Here is a 15,003-nt window from a genome sequence, read left to right as displayed (position 1 = left end):
GGGAGGGACGGCGCGTCCGCGCTTACTGCAAGGTGCGCGTGAAGACGAACTTGCCGTCGCGCCAATCCACCGGCACCACGTCGCGCGGACCGAACTGGCCTTCCAGGATCAGCCGGGCGACCGGGTTCTCGATCTGCTGCTGGATGGTGCGCTTGAGCGGGCGCGCGCCGAACACCGGATCGAAACCATCGCGGGCCAGTTCCGCCAGCGCGGGTTCGGTCACTTCCAGGCGCATCTCCTGCTTTTCCAGGCGCTCGGCCAGGCGGCGCAGCTGGATGCGGGCGATGGACTCGATGTGCTGCGCTTCCAGGCCGTGGAACACCACCACTTCGTCGATGCGGTTCAGGAACTCGGGCCGCAGCGTCTGCTTGAGTTCGCCCCAGACCACTTCCTTGACCACGTCGTACGGCTGGCCGGCCAGCGTCTGGATGTGCTGCGACCCCAGGTTGGACGTCATCACGATGACGGTGTTGCGGAAGTCCACGGTGCGGCCCTGGCCGTCGGTCAGGCGGCCGTCGTCCAGCACCTGCAGCAGCACGTTGAAGACGTCCGGGTGGGCCTTTTCGACTTCATCGAGCAGCACCACGCTGTACGGCTTGCGGCGCACGGCTTCGGTCAGGTAGCCGCCCTCTTCGTAGCCCACGTATCCGGGCGGCGCGCCGATCAGCCGCGCCACCGAATGCTTCTCCATGAATTCGCTCATGTCGATGCGGATCATGTGCTCTTCGGAATCGAACAGGAACTCGGCCAGCGCGCGCGTCAGCTCGGTCTTGCCCACCCCGGTGGGGCCCAGGAACAGGAACGAACCATACGGGCGCGACGGGTCCGCCAGGCCCGCGCGCGAACGGCGGATGGCATCGGACACCAGGCGCACGGCCTCGTCCTGACCGACCACGCGCTTGTGCAGGTATTCCTCCATGTGCAGCAGCTTCTCGCGTTCGCCCTGCATCATCTTGGATACCGGAATACCGGTGGCGCGCGACACGACCTCGGCGATTTCCTCGGCGCCGACACGGGTTCGCAACAGGCGCGGACGGCCCTCGCCGCCCTCGGCATCCTCGGCCGCCTCGGCCGCGCCCACCTCGGCCGCCTTCAGGCGCGCTTCCAGGTCGGGCAGCTTGCCGTATTGCAGCTCGGCCAGCTTGTCGAACTGGCCCTTGCGCTGCAACTCGGCCATTTCGGCGCGGACGTTGTCGATCTCTTCCTTGATGGCCTGGGTGCCCTGCACCGCGGCCTTCTCGGCCTTCCAGATTTCCTCGAAGTCGTTGTATTCGCGTTGCAGCTTTTCGAGTTCGTCCTCGATCACGCCCAGGCGGCGCTTGGAGGCGTCGTCGGTTTCCTTCTTGACGGCCTCGCGCTCGATCTTGAGCTGGATGATGCGGCGGTCGAGCTTGTCCATCACTTCCGGCTTGGAATCGATTTCCATGCGGATGCGGGCGCCGGCCTCGTCGATCAGGTCGATGGCCTTGTCGGGCAGGAAGCGGTCGGTGATATAGCGGTGCGACAGCTCGGCCGCGGCCACGATGGCCGGGTCGGTGATCTCGACGCCGTGGTGGATTTCGTAGCGTTCCTGCAGGCCGCGCAGAATGGCGATGGTGGACTCGACATCGGGCTCGTCGACCAGCACCTTCTGGAAGCGGCGTTCGAGCGCGGCGTCCTTTTCGATGTACTTGCGGTATTCGTCGAGCGTGGTGGCGCCGATGCAATGCAGTTCGCCGCGCGCCAGCGCCGGCTTGAGCATGTTGCCCGCGTCCATCGCGCCCTCGGCCTTGCCAGCGCCGACCATGGTGTGCAGCTCGTCGATGAAGACGATGTTGCTGCCGTCGTCCTGCGACAGTTCCTTGAGCACGGCCTTCAGGCGCTCTTCGAATTCGCCGCGGAACTTGGCGCCGGCCAGCAGCGCGGCCAGGTCGAGCGACAGCACGCGCTTGCCGCGCAGGGTTTCGGGCACTTCGTCGTTGACGATGCGTTGCGCCAGGCCTTCGACGATGGCGGTCTTGCCCACGCCGGGTTCGCCGATCAGGACCGGGTTGTTCTTGGTGCGGCGCTGCAGGATCTGGATGGTGCGGCGGATCTCGTCGTCGCGGCCGATCACCGGATCGAGCTTGCCCTGGCGGGCGCGCTCGGTCAGGTCGAGGGTGTACTTGGACAGCGCCTCGCGGTTGGATTCGCCTTCGGCGCCGGATACGTTTTCACCGCCGCGCACGGCGTCGATAGCGGCTTCGAGGGCCTTTTTCTGCAGGCCCGCCTCGCGCAGGATGCGGCCGGCCTCGCCCTTGTCGTCGGCCAGCGCCAGCAGGAACAGTTCGCTGGCGATGTAGGTGTCGCCGCGGCGCGCGGCTTCCTTGTCGGTGCGGGTCAGCACGCCCTGCAGGTCGCGCCCGACCTGGACGTTGTCGTCACCCTGCACCTGGGGCAGCGCCTTGAGCGCGGCATCCAAGGCCGGCTGCAGCCGGTTGACGGCCACGCCGGCGCGCGCCAGCAGGCTGCCGGCGCCGCTGTCGGGGTCGGACAGCAGCGCCGCCAGCACGTGGACGGGCTCGATATAAGGATGATCGTTGCGGGCGGCCAGACTCTGGGCGTCGGCCAGGGCTTGCTGGAATTTGGTGGTCAGTTTGTCGAATCGCATAATGGTCGTTGAAGGCTTCGTTGGTGAGCCTGACCGATACGCGCCGGCGGGCTCGATGACCTGAATATGCGGCCAGATACGGGAATTTCAATACCCCGCCGGCCTCATGGTTTAGGGTGTATCGTCAAGGCGCGTCGTCCTTGTCCGTGATCCGCGTGCAGCAACAATCCGAACCATGAGCATATACGTTTTTGTCTACGGCACGCTACGCGCGGGCGAAATCAATGATCTGGCGCAAGCCGCGCGCCGCCGCGGCCTGCCGCCGCCACGCCACGTCGGCGCCGCCACCGTGCCCGGCGCCCTGGTCGATTTCGGCGACTGGCCCGGCCTGCTCCCGGTGCGGGACGGCCGCCGGGTGTTGGGCGACATCTACGCGGTGACGCCGGCCCTGCTCGGCCTGATGGACGAAATCGAGGAATACGTGCCGGGCCGGCCCGGTTGTTTCGTGCGCCGGCCGGTACTGGCCAGGCCGCTGCCGCCAGCCGGTGCGGCCCCGCTGGCCTGCCAGTATTACCCCATCGATCCGGCCTGGCGCGGCGCCGCGCCCGACGTCAACGGCGACGACTGGATCGCGTACCGCCGGGCCCGCCGCGCCCCTTCGGCGGCGCAAGATATCCCTACAAACCCCCTCGTAAGACACCCGTAGTAACAACGGACTACAATGGGTACCTGTCTTCACGCTTTAAGCCCACCCCGGCCACCCGGCCAGGCCCGGGCACTGAAAAGGTCATCGTATGCAAAAACGGGTTCCCGTTGCCCCTGATGCCGCCCACTGTTCCACATGCATGCTGGGCCACGTGTGCGTCCCCGTCGGGATGGCAGCCGCCGAAGTCGAGAAGCTGGACGAGTTGGTGAAAGAGCGTGTACGCCTCGAAAAAGGCAAGACGCTGTATTCGCTCGACCACCCCCTGGATGCCGTCTACGGCGTGCGCTTCGGCAGCCTCAAGACGCAGCTTGAGGATGCCACCGGCCAGATCCAGATCACCGGTTTCCACCTGCCCGGCGAAATCGTCGGCATGGACGGCATGCTCGATGGCAAGCACGTCTCGGCCGCCGTGGCGCTGGAAGACTCCGAGGTGTGCGTGATCCGCCTGAACGAAGTCGACCGCGTGGCCGCCCACCTGCCCTCGCTGCAGCAGCAGTTCCGCCGCCTGATGAGCCGCGAGATCACGCGTTCGCACCAGATGCTGGCCTCGCTCGGCTCGATGCGGTCCGAACAGCGCCTGGCCGCGTTCCTGCTGAACCTGTCGCAACGCTATGCCTCGCTGGGCTATTCGTCCACCGAGTTCGTGCTGCGCATGAGCCGCGAGGAAATCGGCAACTTCCTGGGCCTGACGCTGGAGACGGTCAGCCGGCTGTTCTCGCGCTTCGCGCGCGACGGCCTGATCCGCATCAACCAGCGCGAGGTGCGCATCCTCGACCTGCCCGCGCTCAAGCAATTGCTGGGCCACGAGGGCTGCTGACGCCCGCCCGCGCCATGCGCCTTGCGCCTGCCGTACCGCCGCATCCGGCACCGCGCCCGTCGCGCGCGCGCCGGATCCTGGGCGCGGCGGCGCTGGCGGCCCTGTTGCCCCTGACGGGGCATGCGCAGACGCCGCTCCCTGACCCCTACGATTACGACGAACCCCTGCCCGCGCCCAAGCGGGCGGTGGTGCCGCCCTGGCAGACGCTCGAACTGGGCAGGCCCGGCCACCGCTACAAGATACCGGTCTATGCTAACCGGAACCTGGCGCGCGGCGACCTGCGCGATATCAAGCAAATCGTGATCGTGTTCCATGGCGTTCGGCGCAATGCCGACGCCTATTACGAAACCGTCGCCACGGTGCTGGCCGCCAATCCGGCGCGCGCCGATGACACGCTGATCCTGGCGCCGCGCTTTGTCGGCGTGATCGACTCGGGTTTTGCCGGCATGGCCGCCTGGCGCAAAGCCAGCTGGGAGGACGGCGAGGACAGCGTGCAGGCCAGCGGCCGTCCCGCCCCGGTCAGTTCGTTCCAGGTGATCGACGACCTGCTGCGCACCCTGGATGACCGCAAGCGCCTGCCGTTCCTGGCCGGCATCGTGCTGGCCGGCCATTCCGGCGGCGGCCAGTTGGTGCAGCGCTATGCCGTGCTGAACGCGCTCGACGGGCCGCTGCGGCGCGATGGCATCGCCGTGCGCTATGTGGTGGCCAATCCCTCGTCGTACCTGTACCTGACCCGGGAGCGGCCGCGTCCCGACGGCAAGGGCTATGCGCCCTATGAACGCGGTATCTGCCCGACCTACAACCAGTACAAATACGGCACCGACAAGCTGCCCGCGTACGCCCAGGAAACCGACGATACGCGCCTGTTCATCCGCTACGCGGCGCGCGACGTGACCTACCTGCTTGGCGGGGCCGACAACAACCCCGAGCACCGCCTGCTCGACAAGACCTGCGGCGCCGAGGCCCAGGGAGCGACGCGGCTGGCGCGCGGCACCGCATACCTGCAATACGAGCGCATCGTCGCCGCGCGCGGCAACCGGCCGGTGCCGCTGCACCGCGCCGGCTTCGAAGTGACTGGCGTCGGCCACGACAGCAAACGCATGTTCGGCTCGGTCTGCGGCGCGCGCGCGCTGCTGGGCGACCAGGCCCAGGCGCCAGCCGGCGCCGCCCCCTGCGACGTCATCGCGCCCCCACGGAAATAGCCCGCGCGCCGGTCAGCGCCGCGCCCCGGTCAGCGGCCGGGCTGGCGCCGGCGGCGCGGGTTCGATCGGCGCGGCCTGCAACGACTGGAGCGCCAGCGCCGACCGGGCCTGAGCCACACAGGGCAGGATCCAGCCCTCGTCCTTCTCGTCGCGCGACAGGCCGGGCCATTCGATGCGGTAAGCGACCTGGCCTGCCAGCAGCAGGCACATGCAGGCGCGGCAGGTGCCATTGCGGCAGGAACTGGGCAGCTTGATGCCGGCGGCTTGCGCGGCCGCCAGAAGCGTCGTGTCGGCGTCGGCCTCGAAGCGCAGGCCTGCGGGTTGCACCAGGACAGGAAAAGCGGGCATGGCTGGCGGAATCAATCGGGTTTGGCACGGCGCCAGGGCATATCGGTTGCCAGGCGCCGGCGCGATGCGGCGGGGGCCATCAAGCGCAATGATCCTGCCAGTCGAGCGGCCAGGCGCCGGACAGCACGTTCTGCAGCCACAGCGTGCAGGTCAGGGTCTTGGCGTCAGTGACCTCGCCCTTGGCGCAGGCCGCGTACAGGTCTTCCGGCCGCGCGCTGAAAACGTCGAGGAACTCATCCTGGTCCAGTTGCCGGGGGCCGGCACGCAGGCCGCGCGCGAAATAGATGTGGATGATCTCGGTGGAATAGGCGATGGCCAGGTGCAAGGCGCCGGCGCGGGCCCACTGCGTGGCGGTATAGCCGGTTTCTTCCAGCAGTTCGCGCTTGCCGCAGGCCAGCGGATCTTCGCCCGGATCGAGCTTGCCGGCCGGGAATTCCGTCATGACGCGGCCGATCGGATAGCGGTACTGGCGTTCGAGCAGCACGCGGCCATCGTCGAGCAGCGGGATCACCACCACCGCGCCCGGATGCACCACGTATTCGCGCGTGGAAGTGTTGCCGTTGGGCAGTCGCACGGTGTCGTTGCGGACCTTGAGGAAACGGCCGTCGTAGGCGGCCTCGCTGGAGACGCGTTCTTCGAACAGGTGGGAATCGGGCTTGTCGGTCATGGCGGGCGTGAGGGGGGTCAAGCGCGGCCCCGCGGGGCGCGGCGCGAAGAGCTTGCAGCTTACCATCGCGCCCGCGGCCGTTGCGCCGCGCGGCAGGGCGCAGGCGCCCTCGCCGCGACAGCCGGTGGCGGCCGCCCGGCCAGCATGTGCGTCAGTCGAACTTGCGGCGAGCGTCCAGCGCCAGGCCGGCGCCGATGCTGCCGAACAGGTCGCCTTCCACGCTGCGCGCCTGCGGCACCAGCGCCGAAACGCAGTCGCGCAGCCGCGGCACGCGGCTCGAACCGCCGGTGAAGAACACGGTGTCCACATCGGCGGGCGCCACGCCCGCGTCGCGCAGCAGGGCGCCGACGGTCTGCTCGATCTTCTCGATCAGCCGCGCCACGCTGGCGTCGAACGACGGCCGCGTGACGTCCACGCCCAGCTCGGGCGCGATACGCGCCAGGTCGATGCGCGCCGCCGGCGCCTCCGACAGCGCGATCTTGGCTTCTTCCACCTGCACCGCTACCCAGTGGCCGGCGCGCTGTTTGACCAGATTCAGCAGCAGGTCGATCTTGTCGCGCTCGCCGGCCTCGGCGCGGATGTAGGCGAAATGCTCGGCGGCCTTGCGGGAGTAGGCCTGGTTGATGGTGTGCCAGCAGGCCAGGTTGCCGTACTGCGTGGACGGCACGTCCTTGCCGCTGCGCAGCTGGCTGCCCAGGCCCAGCAACGGCATGACGTGCGCCAGGCTGAGCTGCTTGTCGAAGTCCACGCCGCCGATGTGCACGCCGCCGTACGCCAGGATATCGTCGCGCCGGTCCGGCTTGGCGGCGCGGCCCGGCCCCAGGCGGATCAGCGAGAAGTCCGAAGTGCCGCCGCCGATGTCGATGACCAGCACCAGTTCCTCGCGCTCGATCTGCGACTCGTAGTCGAAGGCCGCGGCCAGCGGCTCGAACTGGAATTCGATGTCGGTGAAGCCGACGCTGCGCGCGATCTCGCCCAGCGTGTCCTGAGCGGTCTGGTCGGCAGCGGGGTTGTCGTCCACGAAGAACACCGGCCGGCCCAGCACGGCGCGGGTGAAGTCGCGGCCGGCGGCGGTCTCGGCGCGGCGCTTGAGCTCGGCGATGAAGCGCGTGAGCAGCACGCGGAACGGGATCGAGCGGCCCTGGACTTCTGTGGAGCCGTCAATCAGCGAGCTGCCCAGCAGGCTTTTCATCGAGCGCATCAGGCGCCCGTCGTAGCCCGCCAGGTAGTCGGAGATGGCCGCCCGGCCATAGCTGACCTCGGCATCCTCGTCGTGAAAGAAGATGGCCGAGGGCAAGGTGGTCTTGCCGTCTTCAAGGGCCAGGAGCGCGCGCTGGTCGGGGCGGCTCCAGCCGACGGTGGAGTTCGACGTGCCGAAGTCGACGCCGCATGCGGTGGAAATCATGGAATTTCGGGGGCTTGAAAGCAAAACGGCGCACAAGTGTAGCCGCAACCGCCCGAAACGCCATGTCACCCCGGACGGCGTAGCGCCAGCGCCACGAAAGCCAGCGTGACCACGGCCTCCAGCAGTCCCCCGCCGAAGCCGGCGGCATAGCCGAGCGTGGCGGCCAGCCCGGTGATGAGCGACGAGGTCAGGATCTCGCCCAGGTCGCGCGCGCTCTGCACCGCCGTCATGTCGGTGCCGGCCTGCGCGCCGCGGGCGGCAAAGCGCATCGCCAGCGTCATCAACGCCACCGAGGCCGCGCCGGCACCGAACGAACCCAGCGTCTGGGCCACGTAGGCCATCGGCGCGGCCTGCGCGGCCCAGCCCTGCGCCTGCGCCAGCCAGGCCACCGCGGCCGCGCCCGAGGTAGCCAACCCCAGGGCCAGGGCGCCGCGCGCGCCCAATCGCCCGACCAGCCAGGCTCCGCCGCCGCAGCCCAGCAGCACCGTCACCACGCCGCCGGCCATGCCCAACCGCCCCACCGCGTCCACCGGCCAGCCCGCATCGACCAGGAACAGCTTGGACAGCCCATAGCCCGCCACCGCCGTCATAGCCGACAGAAAAGCCGCCAGCACCAGCGCCCAGGCGCCGGGGCGGCGCGCGAAGCCGGCCAGCGTGGCGCGCCGTGGAGCGCCGGCCGGCGCGGGCAAGGCGGTTTCACGCCACCCCAGCGCCAGCAGCAGGCTGAACGCCACCACCGCGGCCAGCAGCGCCAGCGCGCCGCCCTGCCCCAGCCAGCCCGCCAGCACCAGGCAGCCTGGCCCGCCGGCGAAAAAGCCGACCATGGTGCCGCCCACCTGCACGGCGTTGGCGCGCGCCAGCGCCTGGCCCGAGAAACGCTCGGCGGTCAGGCCATCGGTGGCGATGTCCTGCGTGGCACTGGCCAGCGAGGCCAGCGCCATCAGGCCCACCACCCAGGGCGCGCTGGTGGCGGCGATGCCGGTCACGGCCACCGCCGCCAGGCAGGCCAGCACCACGGCCTGCATTGGCAGGATCCAGCTGCGGCGCCGGCCGAGCGTGGCGTGCCAACGGTTGTCGACCCGCGGCGCCCACAGGAATTTCAGCACCCAGGGCAGCCCCACCAGCGGCAGCCAGGCCAGCGCATGCAGGGGCGCGCCATCGCGCCGCAGCAGCGTGGGCAATGCCTCCATGGCCACGCCCAGCGGAATGCCCTGGGAAAAATAGAGCGCGCCGATCATGACGAACAGGCGCGCGTTGGCAGTAAGCTTCACGTCGGCTTCCTTCAAACTTGCGAGGCCGCGCCGGCGCGGCGATGTTCACTGCCGTGCCCGGGCGTGACGAACAGGATGCGGGCCGGACAGGCCACGTGCAGGCGGTGCCAGACCCCGCGCGGCACCACCACGCTACGCCGCGCGTCCAGCAGCACGTCGGTCTCGGCGCCGCCCTCGTCCATCAGTGTCAGCACCACGCGGCCTTCCAGCACACAGAGCATTTCCTCGCCCGCCGGGTGGCGTTCCCAGACGTCGCCATGCACATCAGCGTCGCAGGCCGCGGCCTTGACGCCGACCAGCCAACCCTCGTGTGGCGCCAGGCGCCGCAGCCTGCCGAGATCGCGCATGGCGCCGTCGGCGCCCAGCGCCATGAAATGGTCGAGCCAGTCGAACACTGGCGGGGGGATGAGCGTGGCCAATCCGTTTTCTCCTTCGAACGATGGACGGACGGCGCGCCCGCGCCGCCCGTGTGGCGCGCGCCGTTCAATACTCGGCGCGCAGGGTCAGCATGACGTTGCGGGGCTCGCCGTAGCGGTTGTTCCAGGCGGTGCCGGACAGGCTCTGGTAGTAGCCGCGGTCGAACACGTTGTTGACGTTCAGCGCGGCGCTCAGGTGCTTGTCGAAGCGATAGGCCAAGCGCAGGTCGACCAGCGCGTAGCCGCCCTGGCGCAGCGTGACCGGGCCCGACACGGTCGAGTAGCCCGATTGCACCTGCAGCCCGCCGCCCACGCTCAGGCGCCGCTGCATCGTCGGCAGCGCATAGTTCATCCACAGCCGGAAGATGTGCCTGGGCGTGAAACTGGCGAACGGCTGGCCGCCAGCCTGGGTGTCGGTCAGGTACTTGCTGGTGTTGAAGGTGTAGCCCGCGGCCACCGTCCAGTACGGCGTGATGTCGCCGCTGGCCTCGGCCTCGAAGCCCCGGCTGCGCACCTCGCCGCCAGCCACGTAGTAGCAGGTCTGGCCGACGCAGGGCCAGGCCGGATCCTGCTGCGCGCGGTTCTTCTGGCGGATCTGGAACACCGCCAGCGACACGTTCAGCGCGCCGTCCATCAGCTCGCCCTTGATGCCGGCCTCGTAGTTGGCGCCGGTGACCGGATCCAGCCCCTGCCCCTCGCGCGTCAGCTGCGTCTGCGGCTGGAACACCTCGGCATAGCTGCCGTACAACGACCACTGGCGGTCCAGGTCGACGATCAGGCCGCCGTAGGGCGTGAATTCGGGGTTGATGCGCTGGCGTGAACCGGGGGCGTCCTGGTTCCACCTGCTCATGCGTCCGCCCAACACCAGCGTCAGCGGATCAGCCAGCGAAAAGCGGCCCATGCCGTAGACGCCCTGCTGGCGAGCGCGCGTCTGGCCCGGCGAAGTGTAGGGGCCGACGCCGGGCTCTGGCACGCTGCGCGGATCCCAGTCGAATACGTTGACCGGCACGCGCAGCGCCGGCGTCAGTTGGCCGGTGTACTGCTCGGTCGTGGTGCGCTGGGCATTGCCGCCGAATAGCAGCTCGTGGCGGCGGCCGAACAGTTCCACCGGGCCGCTGACGTAGGCATCGACGCTGGCCTGGGTGTTGTCGAACTTGTAGGCGCCGCCCATCAGTGCCGAGCCCTGGCCGGTCTGGCGGTCGATCGCGCCGTAGGCGCCGGCGTACTTCAGGTTGCTGTCGGCGGTGAGATAGTTGGCGCTGACCTTGGCGCGCCAGCCCTGACCGAAGCGGTGTTCCAGGTCGGCGAACACGCGCGTGGTGTTCCAGTTGAAGCGATCCCACGCGGCGTCCAGGTAGGTCGAGCGCTTCAGGCCGATGTCGCCGCCATCCTTGTAGCGCGGCACACCCGCCATGTTGGTGGTGGAGCGGATACGCTGGTATTGCAGCCCGGCCGACAGCACCGTATCCGGGCCCAGGTCGACCTCGCCGATGCCGTAGAACAGCGCAGACTTCTGGTCGGCCACGTCGTAGAAATAGCCGCGATCCTCGAACGCCGTGACGAGGCGCCCGCGCACGCTGCCGCTGGCATTGAGCGGGCCGCCCAGGTCGGCCTCGGCGCGGTAGCGGTCCCAACTGCCGGCACTGACTCCGCCGCTGAAGGCGAACTCGCGCGGCGGGCGCTTGCGCACCAGGTTGACGGTGGCGGCCGGGTTGCCAGCGCCGTGCAGCAGGCCATTGGCGCCGCGCAGGATCTCGACGCGTTCGTACACCGCCATGTCCTGCGGCGAGGCAGCCATGTTGCCCATCAGCACGGGCACGCCGTCCTGCTCGTAGGAGTCGACCTTGAAGCCGCGGGAATAGTAGGCCGTGGTCAGCAACTGGTACGGCTGCACCGTAATGCCAGTGGCGTGCTGCATGACGTCGTCCAGGCTCTGCAGGTTCTGCTGCCGCATCTGTTCCTGGCCGATCACAGTGATCGATTGCGGGGTCTCGCGCACCGTCAACGGCAGCTTGCCCAACGTGGGCGTCTGCGCGGTCGCATCGCGCTCGCCGCTGACGGTGACCGCCGGCAAGGTCGCTGCACTATCGGCCACTTGCGCCGCCACCGGCCCCGCCGCTGTCAAAGCCAGCCAGACCGGCCAATGGCGCGCCGCGCCCTTGCGCGGCTGTGCCGCCCTGTTCCTGAACCTTGATTGCACCGCCGTTCCTCTTTCCTGGTTACTGAGAATTATTCTCAAACCATTCTAGAGAGCAGCCGCATGAGCCACTGGCGATTGCGGAAGTCTCGCTGGCGATTGCGGAAGTTTTTGCCGGCCGGACCGGCAAGCGCCGGCCAAGGCGCGTCGTGCAACGCGCGATGGCCGGCGCGACGATGGCGACGGTCAGTAGTCGGCGCGCACCGTCAGCATGAAGTTGCGCGGCTCACCGTAGTAGTTGGTCCAGTTGGCGTCGCTCAGGCGCTGGTAGTAGACGCGGTCGAACAGGTTGTTGGCGTTGAGCGCCACGGTCACGTGCTTGTCGATGCGGTAGGCCACGCGCAGGTCGGCCAAGGCATAGCCTCCCTGGCTCACGGTGATGGGGCCGGCCACGTTGTAGAAGCCCGACTGCACCTGCACGCCCCCACCCACGCTCAGGCGCCGCTCCAGTGCCGGCAAGGCGTACTCGGTCCAAAGGCGGAAAATGTGCTTGGGAGCGAAGCTGGCGAGAGGTTGGCCCGCGGCACGGGTGTCTGCCAGGTAACGGGTGGTGTTGAAGGTGTACCCCGCCACCAAGTTCCAATAGGGAGTAATGTCACCAGCAACCTCGACCTCGAAACCACGGCTTCGCACTTTTCCGCCCGAGATGGAGGGGCAGTTCCTGCCTCGGCAGGGCACCGGCGAAGGCTCGGCCTGCGCGCGGTCTTTCTGGTCGATCTGGAACATCGCCAGTGAAATATTCAACGCGTCCGCCAGTTCACCCTTGACGCCGGCTTCGTAGTTGGCGCCGGTCATCGGGTCGAGCATCTCGCCGGCACTATTCTTATCCCCCTGCGGTTTGAACACCTGTGCATAGCTGCCATACAGCGACCAGCGGCGGTTCAGGTCGACGATCAACCCGCCATAGGGTGTGAATTTGGCGTTGACACGCTTCTCGACGGTCGGCGATGCCAAGCGGCTCCAGTCGAAACGACCGCCCAGCACCAAGGTGACGGGATCGGCCAGCGAGAAACGGCCCATGCCGTAGATACCCTGTTCGCGCTCCGGGTTCTTGCCTGTGGATTCGTAGGGGCCGACGTCGTAGCTGGGGACATCGTGGGGATTCCAGTTGAACACGTCGATGGGCGTGCCGTGCACGGTGCCGAGCGCGACCGCGTTGGCGTTCTCCCAGGTAGTGCGCAGCGAATTGGCGCCGAACAGCAACTCGTGGCGCCGGCCGAACAATTCGACCGGTCCGCTGACATAGGCGTCGACGCTGGTCTGGCTATTCTCGTAGCGGATTCCCTGGCCGTACAGCGTCGTGCCGGTGCCCGTCTTCGGATCGACGCCGCCCATGCCGGTGAGATACTTCATTTCGGAATCGGACTTCAGGTGATTGAAGCTGATCCTGGCATTCCAGCCATGGCCGATGCGGTGTTCCAGGTCGGCAAACACGCGCGTGGTGTTCCAGTTGGAATGGCTGTCGATGGATTCCAGGTTGGTCGAGCGCTTCAGGCCGAGCGGACTGCCATCCTTGTAGCGCGGCACGCCGCCCATGCTGGGTGGCGGATTGGAACGCACACGCTGGTATTGCAGGCCAGCCGACAAGACCGTGGCGGCCCCAAGGTCGACCTCGCCGACGCCATAGAACAGCCCAGTCTTCTGGTTCGCGGCCTGATAGAAGAATCCGCGGTCCTCCAGGACGCCGACGATGCGACCACGCACGCTGCCGCTGTCGTTGAGCGGACCGCCCAGGTCCGCCATGCCGCGGTAGCGGTCCCAACTGCCGGCGCTGACTTCGCCGCCGAAAGTGAATTCGCGTTGCGGACGCTTGCGCACCAGGTTCACCGTGGCCGCCGGATTGCCAGCGCCATGCAACAGACCGTTGGCGCCGCGCAGGATCTCGATGCGTTCAAAGACGGCGATGTCTTCGGGGCCCGCGGCAACGTTACCCATCATGCTCGGCACGCCGTCCTGCTCGAACGAGTCGATCTTGAAGCCGCGCGAGTAGTAACCCGTCGTGAGTCGATTGTGCGGCTGTACCGTAATGCCGGTGGCGTGCCGCATGACGTCGTCCAGGCTCTGCAGGTTCTGCTGCTGCATCTGTTGCGGACCGATCACCGAGATTGACTGCGGTGTCTCGCGCACGCTCAGGGGCAGCTTGCCCAGTGTCGGTTGCAACGCGGCGCCGGCCTGGCGTTCGCCGCTGACCGTGACCGCCGGCAGCGTGGCCGCTTCCTGGGTGCGATCGGCCAGCGCCGGCCCCGCCGCCAGCGCCAGCCACAGTGGCCAATGGCGTGCCGCCCGCGCGCGGCGCGCCTTGTTCCTGAACCGTAAACGCATGAGTACTTCTCCCTCTTTTGACATTGAGAATTATTCTCATACAATTTCGGGAAGAAACCGCAACGTCTACGCGTTTGTAAGACCATTGCTATGGTGATCGCGAACTCGGCCGCGCGCGGCGACGCGCGCAAGCGCCCCGGGGCGCGTTCAGCGGCCGGCGATCAACGCGCTTGGCAGCACGCCGTAGCGACGCTGGAAAGCCTTGGTGAAGTGCGAATCGGTATAACCGCAGGCATAGGCGGCTTCGGACACGCCCATCGCGCCGGCGGCCAGCAGCGCGTGTGCCCGTGCCATGCGCTGTTCGCGCACGAAAGCATAGACGCTGCATCCGAACAGTTGGCGAAAGCCTGTGGTGAGTTTGTTGACGTTGATGCCAACCCGGCGCGCCAGCTCGGGCAAAGTGGGCGGATGCTGAAGATCCGCCGCCAGCAGGTCGCGCGCGTGATGCAGGCACTCGGTATCGGCGCACGACAGGCCGGCCGAGGTCGCCGCCGGCGCCGGTTGCAGGGCGCCCAGCGCCAGCGCAGTCAGTTCCAGGGCCTTGGCCGACAGGTACATGCGCTTGAGCGCCCCCTGCATCGGGCAGGCCAGCATCTGCCGGCCCAGGGCCTGTAGCGGCGCCGCCAGGCGCAAGTTGGCATCGGCGTAGGGCGCACCGTCGCGCGGCGCGCGCAGCAGCCGCGCGATGTCGATGGGTTCGAGCGACAGGGATTCGCGCAGATGCGCCAACGAGGTGCGCAGTGACACGAAGCGCAACGCGCGGCGCGCGCCGAATTCGTGTTCCATGCGCAGCGGGTCGCGGCACAGGCTCAGGTGCAGCAGCGGCCCGCTGACCTGCGCGGCCGGCGCGGCCGGCGCGCCCGGCACGCGGTAGCGCAGCTCGCCTTCGAGCACCAGCACCAGCTTCAGGCCTGGCGCCAAGTCTTCCTGCATCCGCTCGCCGCGCTCGAAACGCAGCGTACCGCCAGCCAGCGACATGGCGGGCATGACGGCCGGAACGGCCCAATCGAGTTCAAGGGGCGAAGCAGTCACGGTGGCGGGCCCGGGCAGGAGTCGATAGTTTAATGAGAGTGACTATTATTA

General features: G+C 68.2%; 12 protein-coding genes. 3 read left to right on the top strand and 9 right to left on the bottom strand.

Annotated elements, in window-relative coordinates:
* Positions 1 to 22 precede the first annotated feature (22 nt).
* On the bottom strand, positions 23 to 2,629 hold the full coding sequence (clpB, locus tag HV701_RS15555) for an ATP-dependent chaperone ClpB (RefSeq protein ID WP_175133933.1): 2,607 nt from the start codon (positions 2,627 to 2,629) through the stop codon (positions 23 to 25).
* A 175-nt stretch (positions 2,630 to 2,804) separates the two neighbouring features.
* Between clpB and HV701_RS15550 the strand changes: the two genes are divergently transcribed.
* The 3 genes from HV701_RS15550 (at position 2,805) to HV701_RS15540 (ending at position 5,294) form a co-directional block, all read left to right on the top strand.
* A complete protein-coding gene (locus HV701_RS15550; RefSeq protein ID WP_175133932.1) occupies positions 2,805 to 3,275 on the top strand; it encodes a gamma-glutamylcyclotransferase family protein in 471 nt (156 codons plus the stop codon).
* Positions 3,276 to 3,363: 88 nt separating this feature from the next.
* Positions 3,364 to 4,092 (top strand): helix-turn-helix domain-containing protein, encoded by a 729-nt coding sequence (locus HV701_RS15545; RefSeq protein WP_175133931.1) that lies wholly within the window; start codon positions 3,364 to 3,366, stop codon positions 4,090 to 4,092.
* Between the two features lie 14 nt (positions 4,093 to 4,106).
* A complete protein-coding gene (locus HV701_RS15540) occupies positions 4,107 to 5,294 on the top strand; it encodes a hypothetical protein (RefSeq protein ID WP_175133930.1) in 1,188 nt (395 codons plus the stop codon).
* Between the two features lie 12 nt (positions 5,295 to 5,306).
* Here HV701_RS15540 and HV701_RS15535 read toward each other — a convergent pair whose 3' ends face one another.
* The 8 genes from HV701_RS15535 to HV701_RS15500 all read right to left on the bottom strand — a co-directional run bounded on the left by HV701_RS15535 (position 5,307) and on the right by HV701_RS15500 (position 14,952).
* Positions 5,307 to 5,642 carry a 2Fe-2S iron-sulfur cluster-binding protein gene (locus HV701_RS15535; RefSeq protein ID WP_175133929.1) on the bottom strand — a complete coding sequence of 112 codons (336 nt, stop codon included), beginning with the start codon at positions 5,640 to 5,642 and terminating at the stop codon, positions 5,307 to 5,309.
* Between the two features lie 79 nt (positions 5,643 to 5,721).
* The gene (locus tag HV701_RS15530) at positions 5,722 to 6,309 is read right to left on the bottom strand and encodes an NUDIX domain-containing protein (RefSeq protein ID WP_175133986.1); all 588 of its coding nucleotides are present in this window, start codon (positions 6,307 to 6,309) and stop codon (positions 5,722 to 5,724) included.
* 151 nt (positions 6,310 to 6,460) lie between these two features.
* Positions 6,461 to 7,714, bottom strand: coding sequence for an Hsp70 family protein (locus HV701_RS15525; protein ID WP_175133928.1), 1,254 nt, complete (start codon positions 7,712 to 7,714; stop codon positions 6,461 to 6,463).
* Positions 7,715 to 7,779: 65 nt separating this feature from the next.
* Positions 7,780 to 8,952: a RhtX/FptX family siderophore transporter gene (locus HV701_RS15520; RefSeq protein ID WP_175133985.1), complete on the bottom strand. Its 1,173-nt coding sequence runs from the start codon at positions 8,950 to 8,952 to the stop codon at positions 7,780 to 7,782.
* Positions 8,953 to 8,996: 44 nt separating this feature from the next.
* Complete coding sequence (locus tag HV701_RS15515; protein WP_254595182.1) at positions 8,997 to 9,404, bottom strand: cupin domain-containing protein; 408 nt, start codon at positions 9,402 to 9,404, stop codon at positions 8,997 to 8,999.
* Positions 9,405 to 9,468: 64 nt separating this feature from the next.
* Positions 9,469 to 11,496 carry a TonB-dependent siderophore receptor gene (locus tag HV701_RS15510; RefSeq protein WP_276529851.1) on the bottom strand — a complete coding sequence of 676 codons (2,028 nt, stop codon included), beginning with the start codon at positions 11,494 to 11,496 and terminating at the stop codon, positions 9,469 to 9,471.
* Between the two features lie 288 nt (positions 11,497 to 11,784).
* Complete coding sequence (locus tag HV701_RS15505) at positions 11,785 to 13,920, bottom strand: TonB-dependent siderophore receptor (protein WP_175133926.1); 2,136 nt, start codon at positions 13,918 to 13,920, stop codon at positions 11,785 to 11,787.
* Positions 13,921 to 14,067: 147 nt separating this feature from the next.
* Positions 14,068 to 14,952 (bottom strand): helix-turn-helix transcriptional regulator, encoded by an 885-nt coding sequence (locus tag HV701_RS15500; protein WP_254595181.1) that lies wholly within the window; start codon positions 14,950 to 14,952, stop codon positions 14,068 to 14,070.
* Positions 14,953 to 15,003: the final 51 nt, after the last annotated feature.

Source organism: Achromobacter pulmonis (assembly GCF_902859765.1).
GTDB lineage: Bacteria > Pseudomonadota > Gammaproteobacteria > Burkholderiales > Burkholderiaceae_B > Achromobacter > Achromobacter pulmonis.
This window is presented reverse-complemented; position numbering and strand designations above follow the sequence as displayed.

Excerpts from the sequence above, each read along its gene's own strand:
- HV701_RS15505 (WP_175133926.1), bottom strand. The coding sequence starts at position 13,920 with ATGCGTTTACGGTTCAGGAACAAGGCGCGCCGCGCGCGGGCGGCACGC.
- HV701_RS15525 (WP_175133928.1), bottom strand. The coding sequence starts at position 7,714 with ATGATTTCCACCGCATGCGGCGTCGACTTCGGCACGTCGAACTCCACC.
- HV701_RS15540 (WP_175133930.1), top strand. The coding sequence starts at position 4,107 with ATGCGCCTTGCGCCTGCCGTACCGCCGCATCCGGCACCGCGCCCGTCG.
- HV701_RS15535 (WP_175133929.1), bottom strand. The coding sequence starts at position 5,642 with ATGCCCGCTTTTCCTGTCCTGGTGCAACCCGCAGGCCTGCGCTTCGAG.
- HV701_RS15550 (WP_175133932.1), top strand. The coding sequence starts at position 2,805 with ATGAGCATATACGTTTTTGTCTACGGCACGCTACGCGCGGGCGAAATC.
- HV701_RS15520 (WP_175133985.1), bottom strand. The coding sequence starts at position 8,952 with ATGATCGGCGCGCTCTATTTTTCCCAGGGCATTCCGCTGGGCGTGGCC.
- HV701_RS15545 (WP_175133931.1), top strand. The coding sequence starts at position 3,364 with ATGCAAAAACGGGTTCCCGTTGCCCCTGATGCCGCCCACTGTTCCACA.
- clpB (WP_175133933.1), bottom strand. The coding sequence starts at position 2,629 with ATGCGATTCGACAAACTGACCACCAAATTCCAGCAAGCCCTGGCCGAC.
- HV701_RS15530 (WP_175133986.1), bottom strand. The coding sequence starts at position 6,309 with ATGACCGACAAGCCCGATTCCCACCTGTTCGAAGAACGCGTCTCCAGC.